At 62.7% G+C, this 19,544-nt stretch carries 19 protein-coding genes and 3 pseudogenes; 8 read left to right on the top strand and 14 right to left on the bottom strand.

Annotated features, from left to right (window positions below; translation table 11 throughout):
* Positions 1–97 precede the first annotated feature (97 nt).
* Both serC and PSV26_RS09170 read left to right on the top strand, forming a co-directional pair.
* Positions 98–1,180 (top strand): 3-phosphoserine/phosphohydroxythreonine transaminase, encoded by a 1,083-nt coding sequence (gene serC, locus PSV26_RS09175; protein WP_300569999.1) that lies wholly within the window; start codon positions 98–100, stop codon positions 1,178–1,180.
* Entirely contained in the window at positions 1,173–2,378 is a 1,206-nt protein-coding gene (locus PSV26_RS09170) for a phosphoglycerate dehydrogenase (protein WP_300569996.1), read from the top strand. Before serC ends, PSV26_RS09170 begins: the two co-directional genes overlap by 8 nt.
* Here PSV26_RS09170 and PSV26_RS09165 read toward each other — a convergent pair.
* Positions 2,375–3,100: a hypothetical protein gene (locus PSV26_RS09165; RefSeq protein WP_300514898.1), complete on the bottom strand. Its 726-nt coding sequence runs from the start codon at positions 3,098–3,100 to the stop codon at positions 2,375–2,377. The genes PSV26_RS09170 and PSV26_RS09165 overlap by 4 nt on opposite strands.
* A 72-nt stretch (positions 3,101–3,172) precedes the next feature.
* On the opposite strand from PSV26_RS09165, the gene PSV26_RS09160 reads away from it, so the two are divergent.
* The 3 genes from PSV26_RS09160 (at position 3,173) to PSV26_RS09150 (ending at position 8,019) form a co-directional block, all read left to right on the top strand.
* Positions 3,173–3,820, top strand: coding sequence for a TetR/AcrR family transcriptional regulator (locus tag PSV26_RS09160; protein WP_300514900.1), 648 nt, complete (start codon positions 3,173–3,175; stop codon positions 3,818–3,820).
* Between the two features lie 41 nt (positions 3,821–3,861).
* Positions 3,862–6,723, top strand: coding sequence for an aconitate hydratase (locus PSV26_RS09155; protein WP_300569993.1), 2,862 nt, complete (start codon positions 3,862–3,864; stop codon positions 6,721–6,723).
* 120 nt (positions 6,724–6,843) lie between these two features.
* Entirely contained in the window at positions 6,844–8,019 is a 1,176-nt protein-coding gene (locus PSV26_RS09150) for an FAD-dependent monooxygenase (RefSeq protein ID WP_300514904.1), read from the top strand.
* A 60-nt stretch (positions 8,020–8,079) separates the two neighbouring features.
* Here the strand turns inward: PSV26_RS09150 and PSV26_RS09145 are convergent.
* From PSV26_RS09145 to PSV26_RS09120, 6 genes and pseudogenes are all read right to left on the bottom strand, one after another.
* Positions 8,080–8,319: pseudogene (locus PSV26_RS09145) on the bottom strand (tryptophan 2,3-dioxygenase family protein); the annotation flags it as partial.
* Between the two features lie 108 nt (positions 8,320–8,427).
* A pseudogene (locus tag PSV26_RS09140) lies at positions 8,428–8,859 on the bottom strand (crotonase/enoyl-CoA hydratase family protein).
* A 194-nt stretch (positions 8,860–9,053) separates the two neighbouring features.
* The gene (locus tag PSV26_RS09135; protein WP_300514906.1) at positions 9,054–9,659 is read right to left on the bottom strand and encodes a pyridoxamine 5'-phosphate oxidase family protein; all 606 of its coding nucleotides are present in this window, start codon (positions 9,657–9,659) and stop codon (positions 9,054–9,056) included.
* 12 nt (positions 9,660–9,671) lie between these two features.
* Positions 9,672–10,154, bottom strand: a complete 483-nt coding sequence (locus PSV26_RS09130; RefSeq protein ID WP_300569990.1) for a nuclear transport factor 2 family protein — start codon at positions 10,152–10,154, stop codon at positions 9,672–9,674.
* A complete protein-coding gene (locus PSV26_RS09125) occupies positions 10,151–10,531 on the bottom strand; it encodes a CZB domain-containing protein (protein WP_300514910.1) in 381 nt (126 codons plus the stop codon). The genes PSV26_RS09130 and PSV26_RS09125 overlap by 4 nt, the downstream gene beginning before the upstream one ends.
* Before the next feature lie 57 nt (positions 10,532–10,588).
* Entirely contained in the window at positions 10,589–11,137 is a 549-nt protein-coding gene (locus tag PSV26_RS09120) for a carboxymuconolactone decarboxylase family protein (RefSeq protein WP_300514912.1), read from the bottom strand.
* A gap of 138 nt (positions 11,138–11,275) precedes the next feature.
* On the opposite strand from PSV26_RS09120, the gene PSV26_RS09115 reads away from it, so the two are divergent.
* Positions 11,276–12,175 carry a LysR family transcriptional regulator gene (locus PSV26_RS09115; protein ID WP_300514914.1) on the top strand — a complete coding sequence of 300 codons (900 nt, stop codon included), beginning with the start codon at positions 11,276–11,278 and terminating at the stop codon, positions 12,173–12,175.
* Between the two features lie 21 nt (positions 12,176–12,196).
* Here the strand turns inward: PSV26_RS09115 and PSV26_RS09110 are convergent, their stop codons facing one another.
* The gene (locus tag PSV26_RS09110) at positions 12,197–12,466 is read right to left on the bottom strand and encodes a hypothetical protein (RefSeq protein ID WP_300515157.1); all 270 of its coding nucleotides are present in this window, start codon (positions 12,464–12,466) and stop codon (positions 12,197–12,199) included.
* A gap of 21 nt (positions 12,467–12,487) precedes the next feature.
* Between PSV26_RS09110 and PSV26_RS09105 the strand changes: the two are divergent.
* Positions 12,488–12,601, top strand: a pseudogene (locus PSV26_RS09105) (integrase); the annotation flags it as partial.
* Positions 12,602–12,640: 39 nt separating this feature from the next.
* Here the strand turns inward: PSV26_RS09105 and kynA are convergent.
* The 3 genes from kynA to kynB all read right to left on the bottom strand — a co-directional run bounded on the left by kynA (position 12,641) and on the right by kynB (position 15,592).
* Complete coding sequence (gene kynA / locus PSV26_RS09100; protein WP_300569987.1) at positions 12,641–13,486, bottom strand: tryptophan 2,3-dioxygenase; 846 nt, start codon at positions 13,484–13,486, stop codon at positions 12,641–12,643.
* A 139-nt stretch (positions 13,487–13,625) separates the two neighbouring features.
* A complete protein-coding gene (gene kynU, locus PSV26_RS09095) occupies positions 13,626–14,903 on the bottom strand; it encodes a kynureninase (RefSeq protein ID WP_300569984.1) in 1,278 nt (425 codons plus the stop codon).
* The gene (gene kynB / locus PSV26_RS09090; protein ID WP_300569981.1) at positions 14,900–15,592 is read right to left on the bottom strand and encodes an arylformamidase; all 693 of its coding nucleotides are present in this window, start codon (positions 15,590–15,592) and stop codon (positions 14,900–14,902) included. Before kynB ends, kynU begins: the two co-directional genes overlap by 4 nt.
* A gap of 218 nt (positions 15,593–15,810) precedes the next feature.
* Here kynB and PSV26_RS09085 point away from each other — a divergent pair, with 218 nt between their 5' ends.
* The gene (locus tag PSV26_RS09085; protein WP_300569978.1) at positions 15,811–16,566 is read left to right on the top strand and encodes an SDR family oxidoreductase; all 756 of its coding nucleotides are present in this window, start codon (positions 15,811–15,813) and stop codon (positions 16,564–16,566) included.
* A 503-nt stretch (positions 16,567–17,069) separates the two neighbouring features.
* Here PSV26_RS09085 and PSV26_RS09080 read toward each other — a convergent pair.
* The 3 genes from PSV26_RS09080 to PSV26_RS09070 are packed head-to-tail and all read right to left on the bottom strand — an operon-like array spanning position 17,070 to position 19,386.
* The gene (locus tag PSV26_RS09080) at positions 17,070–17,234 is read right to left on the bottom strand and encodes a hypothetical protein (RefSeq protein ID WP_300569975.1); all 165 of its coding nucleotides are present in this window, start codon (positions 17,232–17,234) and stop codon (positions 17,070–17,072) included.
* Complete coding sequence (gene argF / locus PSV26_RS09075; protein WP_300569972.1) at positions 17,231–18,166, bottom strand: ornithine carbamoyltransferase; 936 nt, start codon at positions 18,164–18,166, stop codon at positions 17,231–17,233. The genes PSV26_RS09080 and argF overlap by 4 nt, the downstream gene beginning before the upstream one ends.
* Positions 18,163–19,386: an aspartate aminotransferase family protein gene (locus PSV26_RS09070; RefSeq protein ID WP_300514928.1), complete on the bottom strand. Its 1,224-nt coding sequence runs from the start codon at positions 19,384–19,386 to the stop codon at positions 18,163–18,165. Before PSV26_RS09070 ends, argF begins: the two co-directional genes overlap by 4 nt.
* Between the last annotated feature and the right edge of the window lie 158 nt (positions 19,387–19,544).

Raw genomic sequence — 19,544 nt, 5'->3', positions numbered from 1 at the left:
GGGCGGGGCCGGCGCGGGCGTTTCTTGTATGCTGTGCGTTCTGGCCCCTCCGGGGTGCCGGACCGTTTCCCATCATCCCTCCTGGAAAGTCCTCTTCATGACACGCGCCTTGAACTTCAGTGCCGGACCGGCCACCCTTCCTGAAACCGTGCTGCGGCAGGCCGCCGCCGAAATGCTGGACTGGAACGGTTCCGGCATGTCGGTGATGGAGATGAGTCACCGCGGCAAGGAGTTCATCTCCATCCATGCCCAGGCCGAGGCCGACCTGCGTGAGCTGCTGGCGATTCCGGCCAACTACAAGGTGCTGTTCCTGCAGGGCGGCGGCCTGGCGCAGAACGCCATCGTGCCGATGAACCTGCTGCGCGGCCATGCCGGTGCGGATTTCATCAACACCGGCGAGTGGATGAAAAAATCGATCAAGGAGGCGAAGAACTTCTGCAAGGTCAACGTCGCCGCCAGTTCGGAAGCCAACGGTTTTACCAGCGTGCCGAAATTCGACACCTGGAAGCTGGACCCCGATGCCGCCTATGTGCACATCTGCTCGAACGAAACCATTGGCGGTGTGGAGTACCACTGGACGCCCGACACCGGCAAGGTGCCGCTGGTGGCCGACATGTCGTCCAACCTGCTGTCGCGCCCCATCGACGTCAGCCGCTACGGCCTGATCTATGCCGGCGCGCAAAAGAACATCGGCCCCTCGGGCCTGACTATCGTGATTGTCCGCGAGGACCTGATCGGCCAGGCGATTCCCCAAACGCCTTCCGTGTTCGACTACAAGCAGCAGGCCGACAACGACTCGATGTACAACACGCCGCCGACCTATGCGATCTACATCGCCGGCCTGGTGTTCAAGCACCTCAAGGCGCTGGGCGGCCTGACAGCCGTGGAGGCGCACAACCGCCGCAAGGCGGCCCTGCTGTACGACTACCTCGATGCCACCTCGTTCTACAGCAACCCGGTGGCGCGCGAAGACCGTTCGCTGATGAACGTGCCCTTCAAACTCAAGGACGAGTCGCTCGACGAGGCCTTCCTCAAGGGTGCGCAGGCACGCGGCATGCTGCAGCTCAAGGGCCATCGCTCGGTCGGCGGCATGCGTGCCTCGATCTACAACGCCATGCCGCTCGAAGGCGTGCAGGCGCTGGTGACGTACATGAAGGAGTTCGAGGCCAGCCATGGCTGAGGCCGTGGCCGTGCCGGCGCGGCGCTTCGAGGTTCTGGTGCTTAACCAGATCTCGGCCAATGGCTTGAAGCGCCTGCCGGCAGAACGCTACCGTACCGGCAAGGACATGGCGCGCCCCGACGCTGTGCTGGTGCGCTCTGCCGACATGCATGGCATGGCCCTTCCCGACAGCGTGCAGGCGATTGCCCGCGCCGGCGCCGGCACCAACAACATCCCGGTGCAGGCCATGAGTGCACGCGGCGTGCCGGTATTCAATGCGCCGGGCGCCAATGCCAATGCGGTGAAAGAACTGGTGCTGACCGGCATGCTGCTGGCGGCGCGCAACATCGCGCCGGCGCTGCGTTTTGTCGCCGGCCTGGACACCACCACGGCGGATATGGACAAGGCGGTGGAAGAGGGCAAGAAACACTTCGCCGGCTTCGAGCTGGCCGGCCACACGCTGGGCATTGTGGGCTTGGGCAAGGTCGGCTGCCTGGTGGCCGACGCGGCCATCAAGCTCGGTATGAACGTGCTCGGCTACGACCCCGACATCACGGTCGATGCCGCCTGGAGCCTGCCGGCGCAGGTCAAAAAGGCGGCCAGCGTCGCCGAGGTGCTGAAAAATTCGGACTTCGTGACCCTGCACGTGCCGCTGGTGGCTGCCACGCGCGACCTGGTCGGCCCCGGCAACATCGCGCTGATGCGGCCGGGCGCCGTTCTGCTCAATTTCTCCCGCGAGGGGGTGGTCAGCGAGACCGCGGTGCTGGCCGCGCTCGACGCGCAGCAGCTGCGCGCCTATGTCTGCGATTTCCCTTCTGCAACGCTCAACCACCATCCCCGTGTCGTTGCGCTGCCGCACCTGGGCGCATCCACCCGCGAAGCCGAGGAAAACTGCGCCATCATGGTGGCCGAGCAGCTGCGCGACTACCTGGAACACGGCAACGTGGTCAATGCGGTCAACTTCCCGGCCGTGGTCATGGCGCGCGAGTCGGCCTACCGGGTGGCCATTGCCAATGCCAACGTGCCCAACATGCTGGGCCAGATTTCCACCGCCATGGCCCAGGCCGGCCTGAACATCCACAACATGGTCAACAAGTCGCGCGGCGACATGGCCTACACCCTGGTCGATGTGGAGAGCCCGGTGGGTGATGCGGTGCTGGAGCATCTGCGGGCGATTGAGGGTGTTCTGGCCGTGCGTTATTTGCCGGATTCCGACTAGCTATCCAGCCCCGTCTCCTGCCGATACAGTCCTGGCAGGAAATGCTCGAACTGGCCGACCTCCTCGACGTTGTGGCGCAGCCAGGTCTCGCCCTTGCCAGGCGGGAAGGCGATCCGTTCCAGCAGCGGGTGTGCCAGCTTCGGCCAACCGCCGCGGGCGCCGAAGATCAGGCAGTTCTCGTACAGCGTGCCGCCAGCGACGGCCTTGAAGGTGTACTCCATGCGAGCCAAGCCGCGGATGCCGTGCACGATCGGGTTGTGGATGTAGCCCTCCTCGTCGAGCTTCTCGATCTCGGTGACCACGTCCACCACGAAGTTGGGGTTGCCGCCCAGGATTTCTCGCAGGCGGATGGCTGCGCCTGGGCCGATGCTGCCGTCGGGCAGCCGGCGCGCGTAGCTGGCGTGGACGTGGTCGTAGGGATGCCAGATCCGGTAGCGGTTGATGCGGCGTCCGTCTATCACCACGTCGCCTTCGAGGTTGGCGAACCACCAAGCAAGCATGTGGGGCGTCACGCCGCGTATCACCTCGTGCCTGATCCAGCAGCGCACCCGGCCGTCGGCGAGGCGGTCGACGCCGCTGTCGGCCGAGCCCAGCGGCTTCAGGCCCCAGGGTAGGCGGACCGGGGCCGGTACGCCCGAGTAGCTGGGGGGATAGGTGGGCACGTCCGGCAGGCGGGTCGAAATGGGGCCTAGGGGGAGGGCTTGGTAGGTGGCGTTGAGCATGGGTTCTCCTATGTATAGCGAGTACTATACTTTAGTGGAGGAAATAAGTAAAGCAAGTGCTATACTTTTTCCATGCCTGATTCAACCCCCCGCGGACGGCCACGCTCCGAGGCCCGCACAGCCGATATCCTGTGGGCCGCCGCGCAGCTGTTTGCCAGCCGGGGCGTCGCCCAAGCCAGCACCCGCGAGATCGCAGCTGCGGCGCAGACCACCGAGCGCACCCTGTTCAAGCATTTCGGCTCCAAGGAGAAACTGGTGCGGGCCGTGGTCGAGGAGGCCGTGCTGATCCACCTTGTGCCAGTGTCGCTCCAGGAGTTGGGTCAGGCGATCGCGGCCTTCGCCGGCGACCTGCAAGCGTGGCACTGTGCCTTGCTGCAGGCCCGGATGAAAGCCTTGTCTGGCACGCCGGAGTTGACGCGACTGCTGCTGGTGGAGCTGCTGCGGGACGAGGCGCTGCGTGCGGAGTTCGCGGGCCAGTGGCAGGCTGCGGCCTGGAATCCCTTGGTCGAACTGTTCCGCCACCTGCAGGCCGGCGGGAACCTGCGGTCGGACGTCGAAGCGGCCACCCTGGCACGCGGCTTTCTGTCGCTCAATCTTGGGTTCCTGGCCAGCCGCCTGGTGCTCGCGCCGGCCCACACATGGGACGACGAGGCGGAAATCGAGGGCCTGGCGCGGCTGTTCGCGGCAGGCGCAACCGCGCAACCGTTGCGGGGATCCTAGTGGCGGCACAATGAAGGACATGTGAATCTTCAGGAGCCCCCATGTCACACACATTCTCCTCCACGCTCTCGACCTTCAAAACGGCCAGCGGCAAAACCGGCAAATTCCACTCCCTGCCGGCGCTGGCCAGACAATTCCCGAAAATTGCCCGCCTGCCAGTGTCCCTGCGCATCGTGCTGGAGTCGGTGCTGCGCAACTGTGACGGCAAAAAGGTGAGTGCCGAACATGTGCGCCAGCTGGCCAACTGGTTCCCGAATGCCGACCGCACCGAAGAAATCCCCTTTGTCGTCTCGCGGGTGGTGCTGCAGGACTTCACCGGCGTGCCGCTGCTGGCCGACCTGGCGGCGATGCGCAGCGTGGCGATCAAGCTGGGCAAAAACCCGAAGGCCATCGAACCGCTGGTGCCGGTGGACCTGGTGGTGGACCACTCCATCATGGTCGATTACTACGGCAAGAAAAACTCGCTTGACCTGAACATGAAGCTGGAGTTCCAGCGCAACAACGAGCGTTACCAGTTCATGAAGTGGGGCATGCAGGCCTTTGACACTTTCGGCGTCGTGCCGCCGGGCTTCGGCATCGTCCACCAGGTCAACCTGGAGTATCTGGCCCGTGGCGTGCACAAGCGTGCCGACGGCGTGTATTACCCCGACACGCTGGTCGGCACCGACAGCCACACCACCATGATCAACGGCATCGGTGTCGTCGGCTGGGGTGTGGGCGGTATCGAGGCAGAGGCCGCCATGCTGGGCCAGCCGGTTTACATGCTGACGCCCGATGTGGTGGGCTTTGAGCTGACCGGCCGCCTGCGCGAAGGCGTCACCGCCACCGACCTGGTGCTGCGGGTGACCGAGCAACTGCGCAAGGAAAAAGTGGTCGGCAAGTTTGTCGAGTTTTTCGGCGAAGGCACGCGCACACTGGCCCTGCCCGATCGCGCGACGATTGCCAACATGGCGCCCGAATACGGCGCGACCATGGGTTTCTTTCCGGTCGATGAAAAAACGATTGAGTACTTCACCGGCACTGGCCGCACCAAGGCCGAGATCGAGGCCTTCGAGGCCTATTTCCGCGCGCAGGGCCTGTTCGGCGTGCCGCTGCCCGGCCAGATCGATTTTTCGCAGGTGGTCAAGCTCGACCTCGGTGATGTCACGCCCAGTCTGGCCGGCCCCAAGCGCCCGCAGGACCGGATCGAGCTGGGTCAGGTGGCGACCCAGTTCGCTTCGCTGTTCAGCAAGCCGAATGCCGAGAACGGTTTCAACCAGCCGGCCGCCCTGCTGGCCACGCGCCACCTGCTGCAAACGGCGCCGGCCCCGACCGACATTTCCCCGGGCGCGCCACCGACGCCGGCCGGCGCACCACGCATGGTGGTCGAGATGGAGGGCAACCGACCCACGCTGGCGACGGCCCACGCAGATGTCCCGGCGCCCGCGGCTCCCAAGGCCGGGGGCATCACCATCGGCAACGGCGACGTGCTGATCGCCGCCATCACCAGCTGTACCAACACCTCCAACCCCAGCGTCCTGCTGGCGGCGGGCCTGCTCGCCAAGAAGGCAGTGGAAGCCGGCCTGAAGGTGCAGCCGCACATCAAGACCTCGCTGGCGCCGGGCTCGCGCATCGTCACGGAGTACCTCACCGACACCGGCTTGCTGCCCTATCTGGAAAAACTCGGCTTTGCGCTGGCCGGTTACGGCTGCACGACCTGCATCGGCAATGCCGGCGACCTGACGCCCGAGATCAACGAGGCCATCACCAAGAGCGACCTGGTGTGCGCCGCCGTGCTGTCGGGCAACCGCAACTTCGAGGCGCGCATCCACCCCAACCTGAAGGCCAACTTTCTGGCCAGCCCGCCGCTGGTCGTGGCCTACGCGATTGCCGGCACGGTGCTGCGCGACCTGATGACCGAACCGGTCGGCAAGGGCAAAGGCGGCAAGGACGTCTACCTCGGCGACATCTGGCCGACCAGCGACGAGATCTACAAGCTCATGAAGTTCGCCATGAACGGCAAGGCCTTCCGCGAGAACTACGCCAAGGTCAAGTCCGAGCCCGGCAAGCTCTGGGAAAGGATCAAGGGGGTGACCGGCACCGCCTATACCTGGCCCGTCAGCACCTACATCGCCGAGCCGCCGTTCTTCAAGGGCTTTGCCTTGGACCCTGCGGTGGGCGGCCAGAAAGACGCGGTGTCGGTCAAGGGCGCGCGAATCATGGCGCTCTTTGGCGACTCCATCACCACCGACCACATTTCGCCGGCCGGCTCCATCAAGGGCAGTTCGCCAGCCGGCCAGTGGCTGCTGGCGCACGGCGTGCAGAAGGCCGACTTCAACAGCTACGGCGCGCGCCGCGGCAACCACGAGGTGATGATGCGAGGCACCTTTGCCAATGTGCGCATCAAGAACCTGATGATTCCTGCAGGCCCCGACGGCTCGCGCGAAGAAGGGGGCGTGACGCTGTTCCAGCCGGGTGGCGACAAGATGTTCATTTACGACGCGGCCATGAAATACATGGAGCAAGGCATGCCCACGGTGATTCTTGCAGGCGAGGAGTACGGCACGGGGTCCTCGCGCGACTGGGCCGCCAAGGGCACCCAGCTGCTGGGCATCAAGGCGGTGGTGGCGCGCAGTTTCGAGCGCATTCACCGCAGCAACCTGGTCGGCATGGGCGTGTTGCCCCTGCAGTTTTTGCCCGGCGATTCGTGGCAGAGCCTGCGCCTGAACGGCCGGGAAGTGATTGACGTGTTGCCCGATCCCGAGCTCAAGCCGCAAAGCCGGGGCAGGCTGGTGGTGACGCGCGAAGACGGCTCGCGCGAGGAGCTGGAGGTCATCCTGCGCATCGACACGCCGATCGAGGTCGACTACTACCGGCACGGCGGCATTCTGCCTTTCGTTCTCAGGCAGCTCTTAGCTGCATGAGAACAAAAGGCGTTATGTTGAATCACCGCGCGGCCGCGCGGTGAGGTTCTCAGGCAACTGCTGGCCGCGAGGGGCTGCGTGTGAAGCAGGCGGCGACAGCTTGAATTCCGGTGGGTTGACGTGCAGGCGCTGATTGCCGGTGGCGGCATTGGCGGGCTGGCGGCAGCGCTGGCGGGCGCGCGGGCCGGCTGGGATGTGCGCCTGTACGAGCGTGCGTCAGCCTTCAGCGAAGTCGGCGCGGGCATCCAGCTCGGCCCCAACGTCGTCAAGGTGCTGCATGGCTGGGGCCTGGCCGATGCGCTGGCTGGCGTGGCGGCCTTTCCCGATCGGCTGGAGGTGCGCAGCGCCGTCACCGGCGAAACGCTGGGCGTCCTGCGGCTCGGCGAGGTGATGGCGCAACGTTACGGCGCGCCTTACGCCACGGTGCACCGCGCCGACCTGCATGGCCTGCTGCTGACCGCGGTGCAGCAGGCCGGGGTGGCCCTCAAGCTCAATCACACCCTGAGTGCTTTCACCCAGAACTCCGAGGCCGTCACGGTGCAAAGTGGTGACGACCCGCCGGTGGAAGGCGAGGTGCTGGTGGGTGCCGATGGTTTGTGGAGCCCGGTGCGCCAGTGGCTGCTGGGCGACGGGCCGCCGCGCGTCACCGGCCACCTCGCTTACCGCGCCTTGCTGCCGCAGGCCGACCTGCCCGACACCCTGCGCTCCCGCCAGGTCACGGCCTGGCTGGGACCGAAGCTTCATGTGGTGCAGTACCCGGTGTGCGGCGGCCGGTCGCTCAACGTGGTGGGCATCGTCGAAGGACGCAGCGGGGGCGATCCCGACAACTGGGACCAGGGCACCGACGGCGCCGGCCTGCATGCGGCACTGGCCGGCAGCTGCGCGCCACTGCAGGATCTGGTGCGCGCCGTCCCCGCGTGGCGGCTCTGGGCGCTTTGCGACCGTCCGCCCATGCAGGGTGCGTATCAGCATGCGCTGGGCCGCGTGGCGTTGCTGGGCGACGCCGCCCACCCGATGCGCCCCTACCTGGCCCAGGGCGCCGGCATGGCCATCGAAGACGCCGCCGAACTCGGGCGCGTGCTGACGCAGGCGCTGGACCTGGCCCTGGACGTGCCGACCATGCTGAACCGGTATGCGCTGAACCGCTGGCAGCGCAACGCGCGTGTGCAAGCACGGGCGATTCGCAATGGGCAGATCTTTCATGCCAGCGGCATGGTGCGCTGGGGGCGGGATGCCTCGCTCAAGCTGCTGGGAGAGCGTTTGCTGGATGTGCCATGGTTGTATGGCGAGCAGTGAGTCGCTATGTATTTAATAGCTGATTGCGCTCACCAGTTAAGGGCCAGAGGTCAATAGCACCTACAAATCCGTACGTAGCTTCCAGATCTCCGGAAACAACACCACATCCAGCATCTTGCGCAGGTAACTCACGCCTCCGGTGCCGCCGGTGCCTCGTTTGAAGCCGATCACACGTTCTATCGTGGTCACATGCCTAAAGTGCCACAGGCGGAACGCGTCTTTCAAATGGGTGAGTTCTTCGCCCAGTTGGTGCAGATCCCAATGTGCTTTCGTGTCGCGGTAGACCTGCCGCCAAGCCTGCAACGACGACAAAGCGGGTGTAGCGGCCAGAAAAATCATCGCCCGACAGCAGACATTCGTCGTTTGATTAGAACCCATCACGAATGACCGGTTAGGAGAAGCCCGCTTTCACCGCGCTTTGCTGGTCATACGAGTTGCAGTGGTGGCTGCAAGGCTGAAATGGGCGGGCGTAAGGCGTTGCCGGCACACTTCGATTGCGAAGTGTGGAAGTGTCAATCCAATCAGAACCTCGTTTACCTGAATTTTTGCTTCGGGATTGGTGCCGATTCGGTAGTCTGCGCTCAGCAGGAGGAAGGCTCCCATGGCAATCGCATGACCCGTACATACGGCGCCCACGGGATATGGAAAGGTGAGCAATCGCTCTGTCATCTCGGCGCCGGCCTTCAGCATTTGGGAGAGTTCCTTCTAGTCTCGCTTGAAGGCGGTCAAGTCAAAGCCGCCGGAGAACAAGCCAGGTCGGCCCTGGATCACTACAACGGCCCTGTCAGCTTCGGCTCTTGTGAGCGCCGTCTCAATGTCAGCCAGTATCGCAACGCTCATTACGTTGGCTTTGCCATCGTCAAGAGTGACGGTGGCAACTCCATCGGCAAACTGGTAGGCGAGAAAGGAGTTCACAGTGCGTTCCTAGAATGGTGATGGTGTTGAGCGGAGGCATTCAGACTTGATAAATTGAATTTGTGCAATGTCAGGGTTACAAGTGACATTGCGACTCCGTCAGTTTCGTGAACTATTTTTTAATGTTTCCCCAAATGCGCAAGTTCCGCTTCGAGCTCTCGGATGCGTTGATCCCTCGCGTCTAGCGTCTCTTTCACTTTAACGGCATCAAATCGCACGGGAATATGCTGCGGACAGTTTGCGTCCCATGCGGTGACCGTAAAAATAATGACTTGTTCCGGTTTGGCTTGGTAATCGGCAGGCATCAACTTCGCAATCAGCTCGTCATCGCCCTCAACTACCTTGGCGTCGCCCCAAATCTTGATCCGCTGCCGGTATGCGTAGTCCATCAAAAATAGATGCGCTTTGGAATTTTCGGACAGGTTCCCCTGTGAGATGAATTGCTTGTTCCCTGCGTAATCCACAAAGGCCAGTGTGTGTTCATCTAACACCCGCAAGAAGCCCGCCGGGCCGCCTCTGTGCTGAATGTAAGGCTGTCCGTCTGTGTTGACCGTCGCCATATAAAAACTGGTCTGTAAAGCGATGAATTCCCGAAGCTCCGGTGTGATAGAAGATTCCCAGGACCCCGCCTGCTCCATGCGGGCATAGCCATGGCGAGACCCTTTACGGGTTTGGATGGCCTTGACCGTGGGACTGAAGGCAATGTCGCTGGTGAATTGGTACATGCTTCGCATCATCTAAAGCCCCATTTGCGAAAGAGACGCGTGGTCATCTGGCCGCCGCCCCAAGGGCCAAAAAAACTTACGCTCGGTACTTAATATCGACAGGTCGTTGATGCTGGCCAGGCGCAATTGCATCAGCCCGTTCTCGTCAAACTCCCAGTTCTCGTTGCCATAGCTTCTAAACCAGTGCCCTGTTGCGTCTTGCCATTCATAGCAGAATCGCGCAGCAATACGATTGGACTGGAAAGACCACAGCTCTTTGATCAGCCGGTATTCCTTTTCACGGTTCCACTTGGCCGCGAGAAACGCCTTGATCGCCTCCCGCCCCATCAGGAATTCCGAGCGATTTCGCCACTGACTCTGCGGCGTATAGGCGAGTGCAACCCGCGCAGGATCCCGGGAGTTCCATGCGTCTTCCGCCATCCTGACCTTCTGGACCGCAGATTCCAAGTGAAACGGAGGCAATGGCTGGCGCGGCGGTTCGGTGCTGGTGTTCATGGCAGGCCTGTCAAATAGGTTGCTCGGATTCCAGCTTCTTTGCGCAATTGCAGGAACGAAACGCTCAATGCACTGGAAGCTTTGGCGCACGGAGTGCCCGCATTGAGCATGCCTTCGGCTGCATCAAACTGCGTGGCATTGACGGCTCTGGCCACTTTGGTCACTTCGCTATGAAATGCCAAATGTTTGTGAATGCAGTCTCCGTGGGATGTCAGCCTGCCATAGCTCGACTTGCCTTCCCCATGCGGCCATTGGCCCAACTCACAGCAGTCGTCTCTGGACAAGGTCATCAGGTCGAGTTGTTCGTGTTTGGCGATGGCTGAGCGAAGTTTGGTCTTCCACTGGGCGCGAGTTTGAACGGCGTTGTCGAGATTCATGCTGGCTCCTGTTGGGTATTGAGATGGGTTGCCGGAGGTACCGGCAACCCGGTGAACTTAAGCTGCCAACTTGGCCTGAACGACTGGGAAATCGATGTCGGTCAGTGCCACGTTGTTGATGTAGTTCGTCAGTACGTTCACTGCGACATTGGCGACGATTTCAATCACGGCAGCTTCGTCGAAGCCTGCCAGGCGCAAGGTGGCGATTTCGGCATCGCTGACTTTTCCGCGAGACTTCGCCACACGCAAGGCAAACTGCAGCGCCGCTTCTGTGCTGGCATCGTCCGAACGGCCATCACGCGCCGCGTCGAGTTCGGCGCTGCTGAGTTTGGCAACATTGCGGCCCAGGTAGTCATGGGCAGACAGGCAGTAGTCGCAACCGTTGTATTCGGCGATGGTCAGCGCAATGCGTTCACGCAGTTGGACACTGAGCTTGCCCTTACCCAAAGCGCCGTTCAGCGACAAGTAGCCTTCCAGGGCGGCGGGGCTATGGCCCACTAGTTTCATCAAATTGGGTACGACGCCCAGTTGTTTTTGAACGGCGGCCAACAGAGGCTTGGATGCTTCGACAGAGTTGTCAACGGTGGGGATGCTGATACGGGACATGGTGATTTCCTTCATGGGTTACGGTGGTTTGGAACTTGCCTTCGCTGCGTTTTCAGCGAGTGGATGAACTGTATTCAAGTCATCAAGATCGGAGAATCACCAGTAAAATCAATTCACAATTCCATTTTGCGGAATGCTATGGACAGATTTCACCTGATCAATGTCTTTGTTGCGGTGGTCGACACCAACGGGTTTGCTGGCGCCGCGCGCAAGCTGAATATGTCGCCACCAGCGGTGACCCGAGCGATCAACGAACTGGAAACCCATTTGGGGCTTCGGCTTCTGACCCGCACCACGCGTACCGTTCGAGTCACCGACGCGGGGGAGCGCTATGCGCAGGATTGCAAACGCATCCTGGCGGAAATGCTGGAAGCGGATGAGTCCGTCAGTGGCATGCACTCGTCGCCAAAGGGGAGGCTCACTATCACGGCGCCCGTGCTGTTTGGCAGGATGTATGTCACGCCCGTGGTCACCGAGTACTTGACACGCTATCCCGAGGTGAGTGCATCCTGCATGTTCCTGGACCGCGTCGTCAATTTGCTGGATGAAGGTGTGGATGTTGCTGTGCGCATTGGGGAATTGCCGGACTCAACCATGCAGGCGATTCGCGTAGGTCAGGTCAGGCGTGTGATCTGCGCCGCACCGGACTATCTCGCCAAACATGGCATTCCGATCTCGCCGGATGATCTGCACGCCCACACTATTGTTTCGGCCAGTAGCGTGACTCCCAATCCCGAATGGAAGTTGGTGGAAAAAGGTGAGCCCAGAAGCATTCGGCTTCAGGCGCGGATGATTACGACGACCAACGATTCTGCTGTGGCTGCAGCGGTGGGTGGGCTTGGATTGACTCGTTTGCTTTCGTACCAGGTGGCGGAACACTTGCGCACTGGCAAGTTGAAGGCGTTATTGCCTGACTTTGAACCGGCTGCTTTGCCGGTGCATGTCGTGCACAGAGAAGGTCGACAAGCATCACAGCGGGTTCGCGCTTTTCTGGACCTGGCAATTGAGCGGTTAAGGATGGACGCTACGCTTAATTAGTTGCACTCGGTGACGTCGCACTCACACCTCGTCAGTCCAGTAGTCAATGTTGTGATTGATGTTCGTCATGTGACGCAATCCACCGCCAAAAGCTCCAATCTTCCTGGAATCGGGGTGTTCGCACACTTCCGCTGGCATCATGGTACTAACCGAAAAGTACGCAAGTTCGTCTTCGGAATCGTTAATAATCTGGTGCGCCGTTTCCGGGCCGCCCGTTGGACAGCAGATTACATCGCCCTCGCGAATCTCACGTGTTTCGCTGCCATAGCGAAGTCTCACTTTGCCCTTCACTATCAAGAACATCTCCTCTTCCGGGCATGCGACTTAGTCCGTTTACGTGTTCGGGATATTTGTCATGGCGATCGGATATCAATCCGCGCAATCGTCATACAGCAAAAGACATCACAACCTGTCCAATTTGAAATAGCGGGATACGCCCATTCTGCAGGGGGGAGCCCATTTTTCTTACAAATTCGTTCGCAGTTTCCAGATCTCCGGAAACAGCACCACATCGAGCATCTTGCGCAGATAACTCACACCACCGGTCCCACCAGTACCGCGCTTGAACCCAATCACACGTTCCACCGTCGTCACATGGCGGAAACGCCAGAGCCGAAACGCGTCTTCGAGGTCGGTGAGTTCTTCGCCGAGCTGGTACAGGTCCCAGTACTGCTTGGGGTCGCGGTAGACCACCAGCCAGGCCTGTTCGACCGCCTCGCTTTCCACGTAAGCCTGGGTCCAGTCGCGCTGCGTGTCGCTGATCGGCACCGGCAGGCCGCGGCGTGCCAGCAGGCGCAGGGCTTCGTCATAGAGCGACGGCGCTTCAAAGGCGGCCTGCACCTGCGCCAGCAAATCGGGGCGATGTGCGTGCGGCTTGAGCATGGCGGAGTTCTTGTTGCCCAGCGCAAACTCGATGCAGCGGTATTGCGCACTCTGAAAGCCGCTGGAGTTGGCGAGGTAGGGCCGTATCGCGCTGTATTCGGGCGGCGTCATGGTCGCCAGCACGTCCCAGGCGTGCACCAGCTGCTCCATGATGCGGCTGACACGCGCGAGTTTCTTGAAGGCGTCGCCGAGTTCGTCCCGGGCCACGTTCGCAATGGCTGCGCCCAGCTCGTGCAGCATCAGCTTCATCCAGAGTTCGCTGGTCTGGTGCTGCACGATGAACAGCAGTTCGTCATGCGCGGGGGAGAGCGGCTTCTGCGCGCCGAGAATCGCGTCGAGCTGCAGGTAGTCGCCGTAACTCATGTCGCGGCTGAAATCGAGCTTGGCTTTTTCGTCGTGCACGATGTCTGCCGGTCGCTGTGTGTTCATGCGTGTTCTCCAACCGGAAAGGAAAGACCCCGGTATCGAACCGGGCAGGGGCCGCGGAACCGGCTTTGACGGGCCGCAGGCGCAGCGGCCCCCTCGGGGGGCAGGGAGCACACGCAGTGGACGACCGTGGGGGCCATGATCAGGTCACCGCATGTTTCTGGTTGAATTCAGGGCGCTGCCATTCGGCGGTTTCCAGCACCTGCTTCAAATGCTCCACGGCATGCCAGACATCTTCAAACCCGATGTACAGCGGGGTGAAGCCGAAGCGCAGGATGTCCGGATGCCGGCCGTCACCCGACCCGGCCCGGAAGTCGCCGATCACGCCGCGCGCAATCAGCGCCTGCACGATGGCGTAAGCGCCTTCGCTGCGCGAGAGGCATATTTGTGAGCCGCGCTTTTCATGCTCACGCGGTGTCGCCAGGCCCAGGCCATGGCCGGCGCAACGTTCTTCCACCAGCGTGATGAACAGGTCGGTCAGTGCCAGCGACTTGGCCTGCAGCGCAGCCATGCCACCGAGGGCGTTCGCGGCGCCGAACACATCCAGCCCGCACTCGAGCGCGGCCAGGCTCAGGATGGGCTGGGTGCCGCACAGGTAACGCGTGATGCCGGGGGCGGGCCGGTAGTCGGGCGTGAACTCGAACGGCGCGGCATGGCCCCACCAGCCGGACAGCGGTTGCCGGAAGCGGTCGGCATGCCTGGGATGAACCCAGACGAAAGCCGGCGCGCCGGGGCCGCCATTGAGGTATTTGTAGCCGCAGCCGATGGCAAAGTCGGCGGCGGCACCGTGCAGGTCCACTGGCACGGCACCGGCGCTGTGCGCCAGGTCCCACACCACCAGAACACCCGCCGCATGGGCTGCTTGTGTCAGCGCCGCCATGTCGTGCATGGCCCCCGTGCGGTAGTTCACGTGGGTCAGCATCAGCACGGCGGCGTCTTGCGTCAATGCGGCATTGATTTCATCGGGCTCGACCAGCTGCAAGCGGTAACCGCGCTCGCGGCACAGGCCCTCGGCAATGTACAGGTCGGTCGGGAAGTTGCTGCGTTCGCTGACGATGACTTTTCTGGCCGGCGCATCTTCGGCGGCCATGCTCAGGGCCGCGCTGAGGACCTTGTACAGATTGACGGAGGTGCTGTCGGTGGCGACCACCTCGCCTGGCCCGGCGCCAATCAGCGCCGCAATCTTGTCGCCCAGGCGTTGCGGCAGGTTGAACCAGCCGGCGCTGTTCCAGGCGCGGATCAGGTCCTGGCCCCATTCGCGTGTGATGACGTCGGCAACACGTGCTGCCGCGCTTTTGGGCAACACGCCCAGGGAGTTGCCGTCCAGGTAAATCACGCCATCGGGCAGCACAAAGTGGTCGCGCAGCGGGCGCAGCGCGTCGCGGGCGTCGAGTGCGCGGCAGTCATTAAGTGTGGTCATGTTTTTCCAGCGCCGTTCCCGGGCAGTTCACGCAGCACGGCGCGAACCGGCGAGGCGTCGGCTTTTGTCAGTTTCAGAGGCAGGGCAATCAGCTCGTAGTCGCCTTCCGGCACGTCATCGAGCACCAGGTTTTCCAGCACACGCAGATCGTGTTTCAGCAGCAGGTGATGGCTGGGCAGGTCCTGGCTGGTGGCAGGGTCCACACTGGGCGTATCGATGCCGACCAGTGCTATGTTTTTGCTAGCTAGCAGCGCAAGCGTGGCGGGGTCTATGGCCGTAAAAAATGCCCAGGACTGGCTGGCTGTGGAGGCGGTGCGCAACAGCACACGCGGCGGCAGCTCCGCCAGCGCGTGGGCGATGTGCTGCGGCTCCACCAGCGGCCCACAGTCCAGGCAGTGGATCACGCGGCAGCGCCCGAGATAGGGCAGCAGGTCCACCGCGCCAATGGCCGGCGCGCCGTTGGCGTAGTGCATGGGCGCGTCGGCATGCGCGCCGGTGTGTGGCGAGAAGGTGAGCGTGTTGACATTGACCGGACAGCCGGGCGAGAGCGCAAAGTGGAGCTTCTGCGAGTATGCGGCGTCGCCCGGAAACACGGCGGCCTGCTCATCCACGGCGGGCGAGATGTCCCAGATTTTCCGCGGCCGGGTGGCTGCGTGTTCAGTGGGGGAAGGGGTGGCGCGGGACGTCATGGCACAAAGGTAGCACCGCTGTAAATGGCGTGGTGTCGGTAATTTCCAACAGCGTTCCAAAATAGTTGAAACCTAAAGCAGTTGCCCGTGACGCTGCCTGCAGCGGGACCCGAACACCAGCGGCACCCGCGCCGCTGGGGCACAATCTGCGCAGGGCGGGGCCACGCGCTGGCAGGCCGTCCTTTCCCCCCACAACACCCAGAGACAAAGGCTCACCCATGACATCAAACGGCAAGGTTGCACTCGTTACCGGCGCAGGCACCGGCATTGGCAAGGCGGTGGCGCTGGCGCTGCTGCGTGAGGGATACCGCGTGGCGCTGGTGGGCCGGCGCGTGGAGCCCTTGAACGAGGTGGCCCAGAGCTCGGCCGCCGGTGACAGGGCACTCGCCCTGCCCTGCGATGTCAGTCACCCCGACGCGGTGCGCGCGGCCTTCGACAAGGTCCACGCCACCTTTGGCCGCCTGGACCTGCTGTTCAACAACGCCGGCGTCAGTGCGCCCGCCGTGCCGATGGAAGAGCTGAGCTTCGAGCAATGGCAAAACGTCGTCAACATCAACCTGACCGGCTCCTTCCTGTGTGCGCAACAGGCGATTCGCCTGATGAAGGCGCAGTCACCGCAGGGCGGCCGCATCATCAACAACGGCTCCATCTCCGCGCACGCCCCGCGCCCCCACTCGGCGCCCTACACCGCCACCAAACACGCGATCACCGGCCTGACCAAATCGATCTCGCTCGACTGCCGCCAATACGACATCGCCTGCGGCCAGATCGACATCGGCAACGCCCAGACCGAGATGGCCGCGCGCATGGCCAAGGGTGTGCCGCAGGCCAATGGCGAGATCGCGATTGAACCACTGATGGACGTGAACCACGTGGCCGACGCGGTGGTGCACATGGCGGCGCTGCCACTGGCGACCAATGTGCAGTTCATGACCATCATGGCGACGAAGATGCCTTTCGTTGGGCGCGGCTAGTCCGTAGGGCTGAAGGCGCAGTCACCTTTTCACGCAAGCTGCTGTGGTGTGCCAGCAAGCCGGGTCTCGCCCCGGCGGGCGACTTACTTTTCTTTGCTTCGCCAAAGAAAAGTACCCAAAAGAAAGGCGACCCGATGGTCTGGGACCCTTCGCTTCGCTACGGGCACCCTGCGGTGCTCGCCGAAAGTGGGATCGAGCTCGAACTCGCCTTCGGCTCAAACAATCGCTCGCCCCGATCCACTTTCGGCTGTGCTCCTCGGCCCAGCCCGACGGGTGGGGATCAAATGCGGGTTCGGGTGCGGGCAGACATGACGCGCTGCGCGCGTCATGTCGGGATACGCGGCCGTCATGTTTGCACGCGAGCGCAGCACACGCAGCCAAATGAAGTCCCCCTCCATCGCCCAGCGGGGCGAGGGCAGGGGTTAGGGGAGGGAGTGGGGAGTTGCGCCTACTGTCTCAGACGAACCGCAGGCGTAGCGCGATGCTGAATCAACAAGAGCGCTTCAGGCAATTTTGCCGAGCAGCAAAAACTCCATCAAGGCCTTCTGCACATGCAGCTGGTTTTGGCTACGGCACGCGGCTTGCTGCCGCTTCACGTGTGCTGCGCACACATGAGCCTGCGCCGAAACAGATGGCCGGCGCTGGCGCGCCACCGGGTCGAATGTCATTCGACCCGTCCGAGCAGAAGGAACTCCATGAGTGCCTTCTGCACGTGCAATCTGTTTTCCGCCTCATCCCACACCACCGACTGCGGCCCGTCAATCACCTCGGCTTCGACCTCTTCCCCGCGGTGCGCCGGCAGGCAATGCATGAAGAGCGCGTCGGGTCTGGCGGCCTTCATCATGTCGCTGTCCACGCACCAGTCGGCAAACGCCTTCTTGCGTTCTTCGTTCTCGGCTTCGTACCCCATGCTGGTCCACACATCCGTGGTGACCAGGTCGGCGCCGGCGCAGGCCTGCATCGGGTCCTTGAAGACCTGGTAGCTGTCGGCCGAGCGTATGCCTGCCACCGACTGGTCGACCTCGTAGCCGGTCGGTGTGCTCAGGTGCACCTTGAAGCCCAGGATCTCACTGGCCTGCAGCCAGGTGTTGGCCATGTTGTTGCCGTCGCCGACCCAGGCCACCGTCTTGCCCTTGATGCTGCCACGGTGCTCGATGTAGGTGAAGATGTCGGCCAGGATCTGGCAGGGGTGGAACTCGTTGGTCAGCCCGTTGATCACCGGCACGCGCGAGTGTTCGGCAAACAGCTCGATCTTGGTCTGCTCGTAGGTGCGGATCATCACCAGGTCCACCATGCGGCTGATCACCTTGGCGCTGTCCTCGATCGGCTCGGCGCGGCCCAACTGGCTGTCGCCGGTGGTCAGGTGCACCACGGAGCCGCCCAACTGATACATGCCGGCTTCAAAACTGACGCGCGTGCGGGTCGAGGCCTTTTCAAAAATCATGGCCAGCGTGCGGTCCACCAGCGGCTGGTGTTTGTCGTAGGCCTTGAATTTTTTCTTGATGAGGGCGGCGCGCTCAAAGACGTAGGCGTATTCGGCGGCATTGAAGTCGCTGAACTGCAGGTAATGCCGGATCGCCGTGTTTGTCGGTGCGGTCATGGCTTTTCCGCCAGCAACTGCTTGATCAGCGGGCACAAAATGGCCACGATTTCATCGGCTTCGGCCTGCGTGAGGATCAGCGGCGGCACCAGGCGGATCACGCTGTCGGCCGTCACGCTGATCAGGAGGCCTTTGTCGGCGGCGCGCTTGAGGAGCTCGCCGCAGGGCTTGGCCAGGTCAATGCCCAGCATCAGGCCGAGGCCGCGGATTTCCTTGACCGCGCCCGAAGCCAGCTCGGCGGCCAGTTCGCGGGCGAGGGCGGCCTTCAGGTGTGCGCCCACCTTCGCAGCGTTGGCCAGCAGGCCTTCTTCCTCCATGATCCGGATGGTTTCCACCCCGGCGCGCATGGCCAGCGGGTTGCCGCCGAAGGTGGTGCCGTGGTTGCCGGGCGCAAAGATGTGGGCTGCTTTCGGGCCTGCCACGACGGCACCAATCGGCACGCCCGAGCCCAGGCCCTTGGCCAGCGGCATCACGTCCGGTTTGATGCCGGCCCACTGGTGGGCAAACCATTTGCCGGTACGGCCCATGCCGCACTGCACCTCATCGATCATGAGCAGCCAGTCGTTTGCGTCGCACAGGGCGCGCACCTGCCGCAGGTAGTCGGCGTCCATCGGGTTGATGCCGCCTTCGCCCTGGATGGCTTCAAAAAACACGGCCACCACATTCGGGTTGCCGGCTGTGGCGGTTTCCAGCGCGGCCACGTCATTGAGCGGCACGCGGATGAACCCCTCGACCAGCGGGCCGAAGCCGGCCTGCACCTTGGGGTTGCCGGTGGCGCTCAGCGTGGCGATGCTGCGGCCGTGGAAGGCTTTTTCATACACCACGATTTCAGGGCGTTCGATCCCCTTGTCGTGCCCGAACTTGCGCGCCAGCTTCAATGCGGCCTCATTGGCTTCGAGTCCGGTGGAGCAGAAAAACACGTTTTCCAGGCCGGACAGTTCGACCAGCTTGGCCGCCAGCACTTCCTGGTTGGGCACGTGGTAGTAGTTGGAGCTGTGAATGATTTTGGCGATCTGGTCCTGCAGCGCGGGCACCAGTTTGGGGTGGTTGTGGCCCAGGGTGTTGACCGCAATGCCGCCCAGCCCGTCGAGGTATTCCTTGCCGTTGACGTCCCACACGCGGCAGCCCTGACCATGCGACAAGGCTATCGGCAAGCGGCCGTAGGTGTTCATCACGTGGGGGGAAGCGGCTTCGATGTGTTTGGGAAGGGCAGCGGTCATGGGGGAAACTCCGGAAAGAACGAGGACTGAAAAACAGGAGGCCGCGAGGGTAGACGGCGCTTCTGAACTGATTTTAGGCGCAGACCCTCCGGCCTTTGGTGAGGATCCTGCATCACAGCCATGCGCAGCGGCGAAGCCCCCAAAAACAGTCCTGAGTC

It is taken from the genome of Polaromonas sp. (genome assembly GCF_029945685.1).
GTDB lineage: Bacteria > Pseudomonadota > Gammaproteobacteria > Burkholderiales > Burkholderiaceae_C > Polaromonas.
This window is presented reverse-complemented; position numbering and strand designations above follow the sequence as displayed.

Bases quoted from the DNA above. Each gene is read 5' to 3' on its own strand.
- PSV26_RS09125 (WP_300514910.1), bottom strand. From the start codon at position 10,531: ATGAATCTCGACAACGCCGTTCAAACTCGCGCCCAGTGGAAGACCAAA.
- serC (WP_300569999.1), top strand. From the start codon at position 98: ATGACACGCGCCTTGAACTTCAGTGCCGGACCGGCCACCCTTCCTGAA.
- PSV26_RS09165 (WP_300514898.1), bottom strand. From the start codon at position 3,100: ATGCTCAACGCCACCTACCAAGCCCTCCCCCTAGGCCCCATTTCGACC.
- argF (WP_300569972.1), bottom strand. From the start codon at position 18,166: ATGACCGCACCGACAAACACGGCGATCCGGCATTACCTGCAGTTCAGC.
- PSV26_RS09130 (WP_300569990.1), bottom strand. From the start codon at position 10,154: ATGAACACCAGCACCGAACCGCCGCGCCAGCCATTGCCTCCGTTTCAC.
- PSV26_RS09160 (WP_300514900.1), top strand. From the start codon at position 3,173: ATGCCTGATTCAACCCCCCGCGGACGGCCACGCTCCGAGGCCCGCACA.
- kynA (WP_300569987.1), bottom strand. From the start codon at position 13,486: ATGAACACACAGCGACCGGCAGACATCGTGCACGACGAAAAAGCCAAG.
- PSV26_RS09155 (WP_300569993.1), top strand. From the start codon at position 3,862: ATGTCACACACATTCTCCTCCACGCTCTCGACCTTCAAAACGGCCAGC.
- PSV26_RS09085 (WP_300569978.1), top strand. From the start codon at position 15,811: ATGACATCAAACGGCAAGGTTGCACTCGTTACCGGCGCAGGCACCGGC.
- PSV26_RS09080 (WP_300569975.1), bottom strand. From the start codon at position 17,234: ATGACATTCGACCCGGTGGCGCGCCAGCGCCGGCCATCTGTTTCGGCG.
- PSV26_RS09120 (WP_300514912.1), bottom strand. From the start codon at position 11,137: ATGTCCCGTATCAGCATCCCCACCGTTGACAACTCTGTCGAAGCATCC.
- kynB (WP_300569981.1), bottom strand. From the start codon at position 15,592: ATGACGTCCCGCGCCACCCCTTCCCCCACTGAACACGCAGCCACCCGG.
- kynU (WP_300569984.1), bottom strand. From the start codon at position 14,903: ATGACCACACTTAATGACTGCCGCGCACTCGACGCCCGCGACGCGCTG.
- PSV26_RS09135 (WP_300514906.1), bottom strand. From the start codon at position 9,659: ATGTACCAATTCACCAGCGACATTGCCTTCAGTCCCACGGTCAAGGCC.
- PSV26_RS09170 (WP_300569996.1), top strand. From the start codon at position 1,173: ATGGCTGAGGCCGTGGCCGTGCCGGCGCGGCGCTTCGAGGTTCTGGTG.
- PSV26_RS09115 (WP_300514914.1), top strand. From the start codon at position 11,276: ATGGACAGATTTCACCTGATCAATGTCTTTGTTGCGGTGGTCGACACC.
- PSV26_RS09070 (WP_300514928.1), bottom strand. From the start codon at position 19,386: ATGACCGCTGCCCTTCCCAAACACATCGAAGCCGCTTCCCCCCACGTG.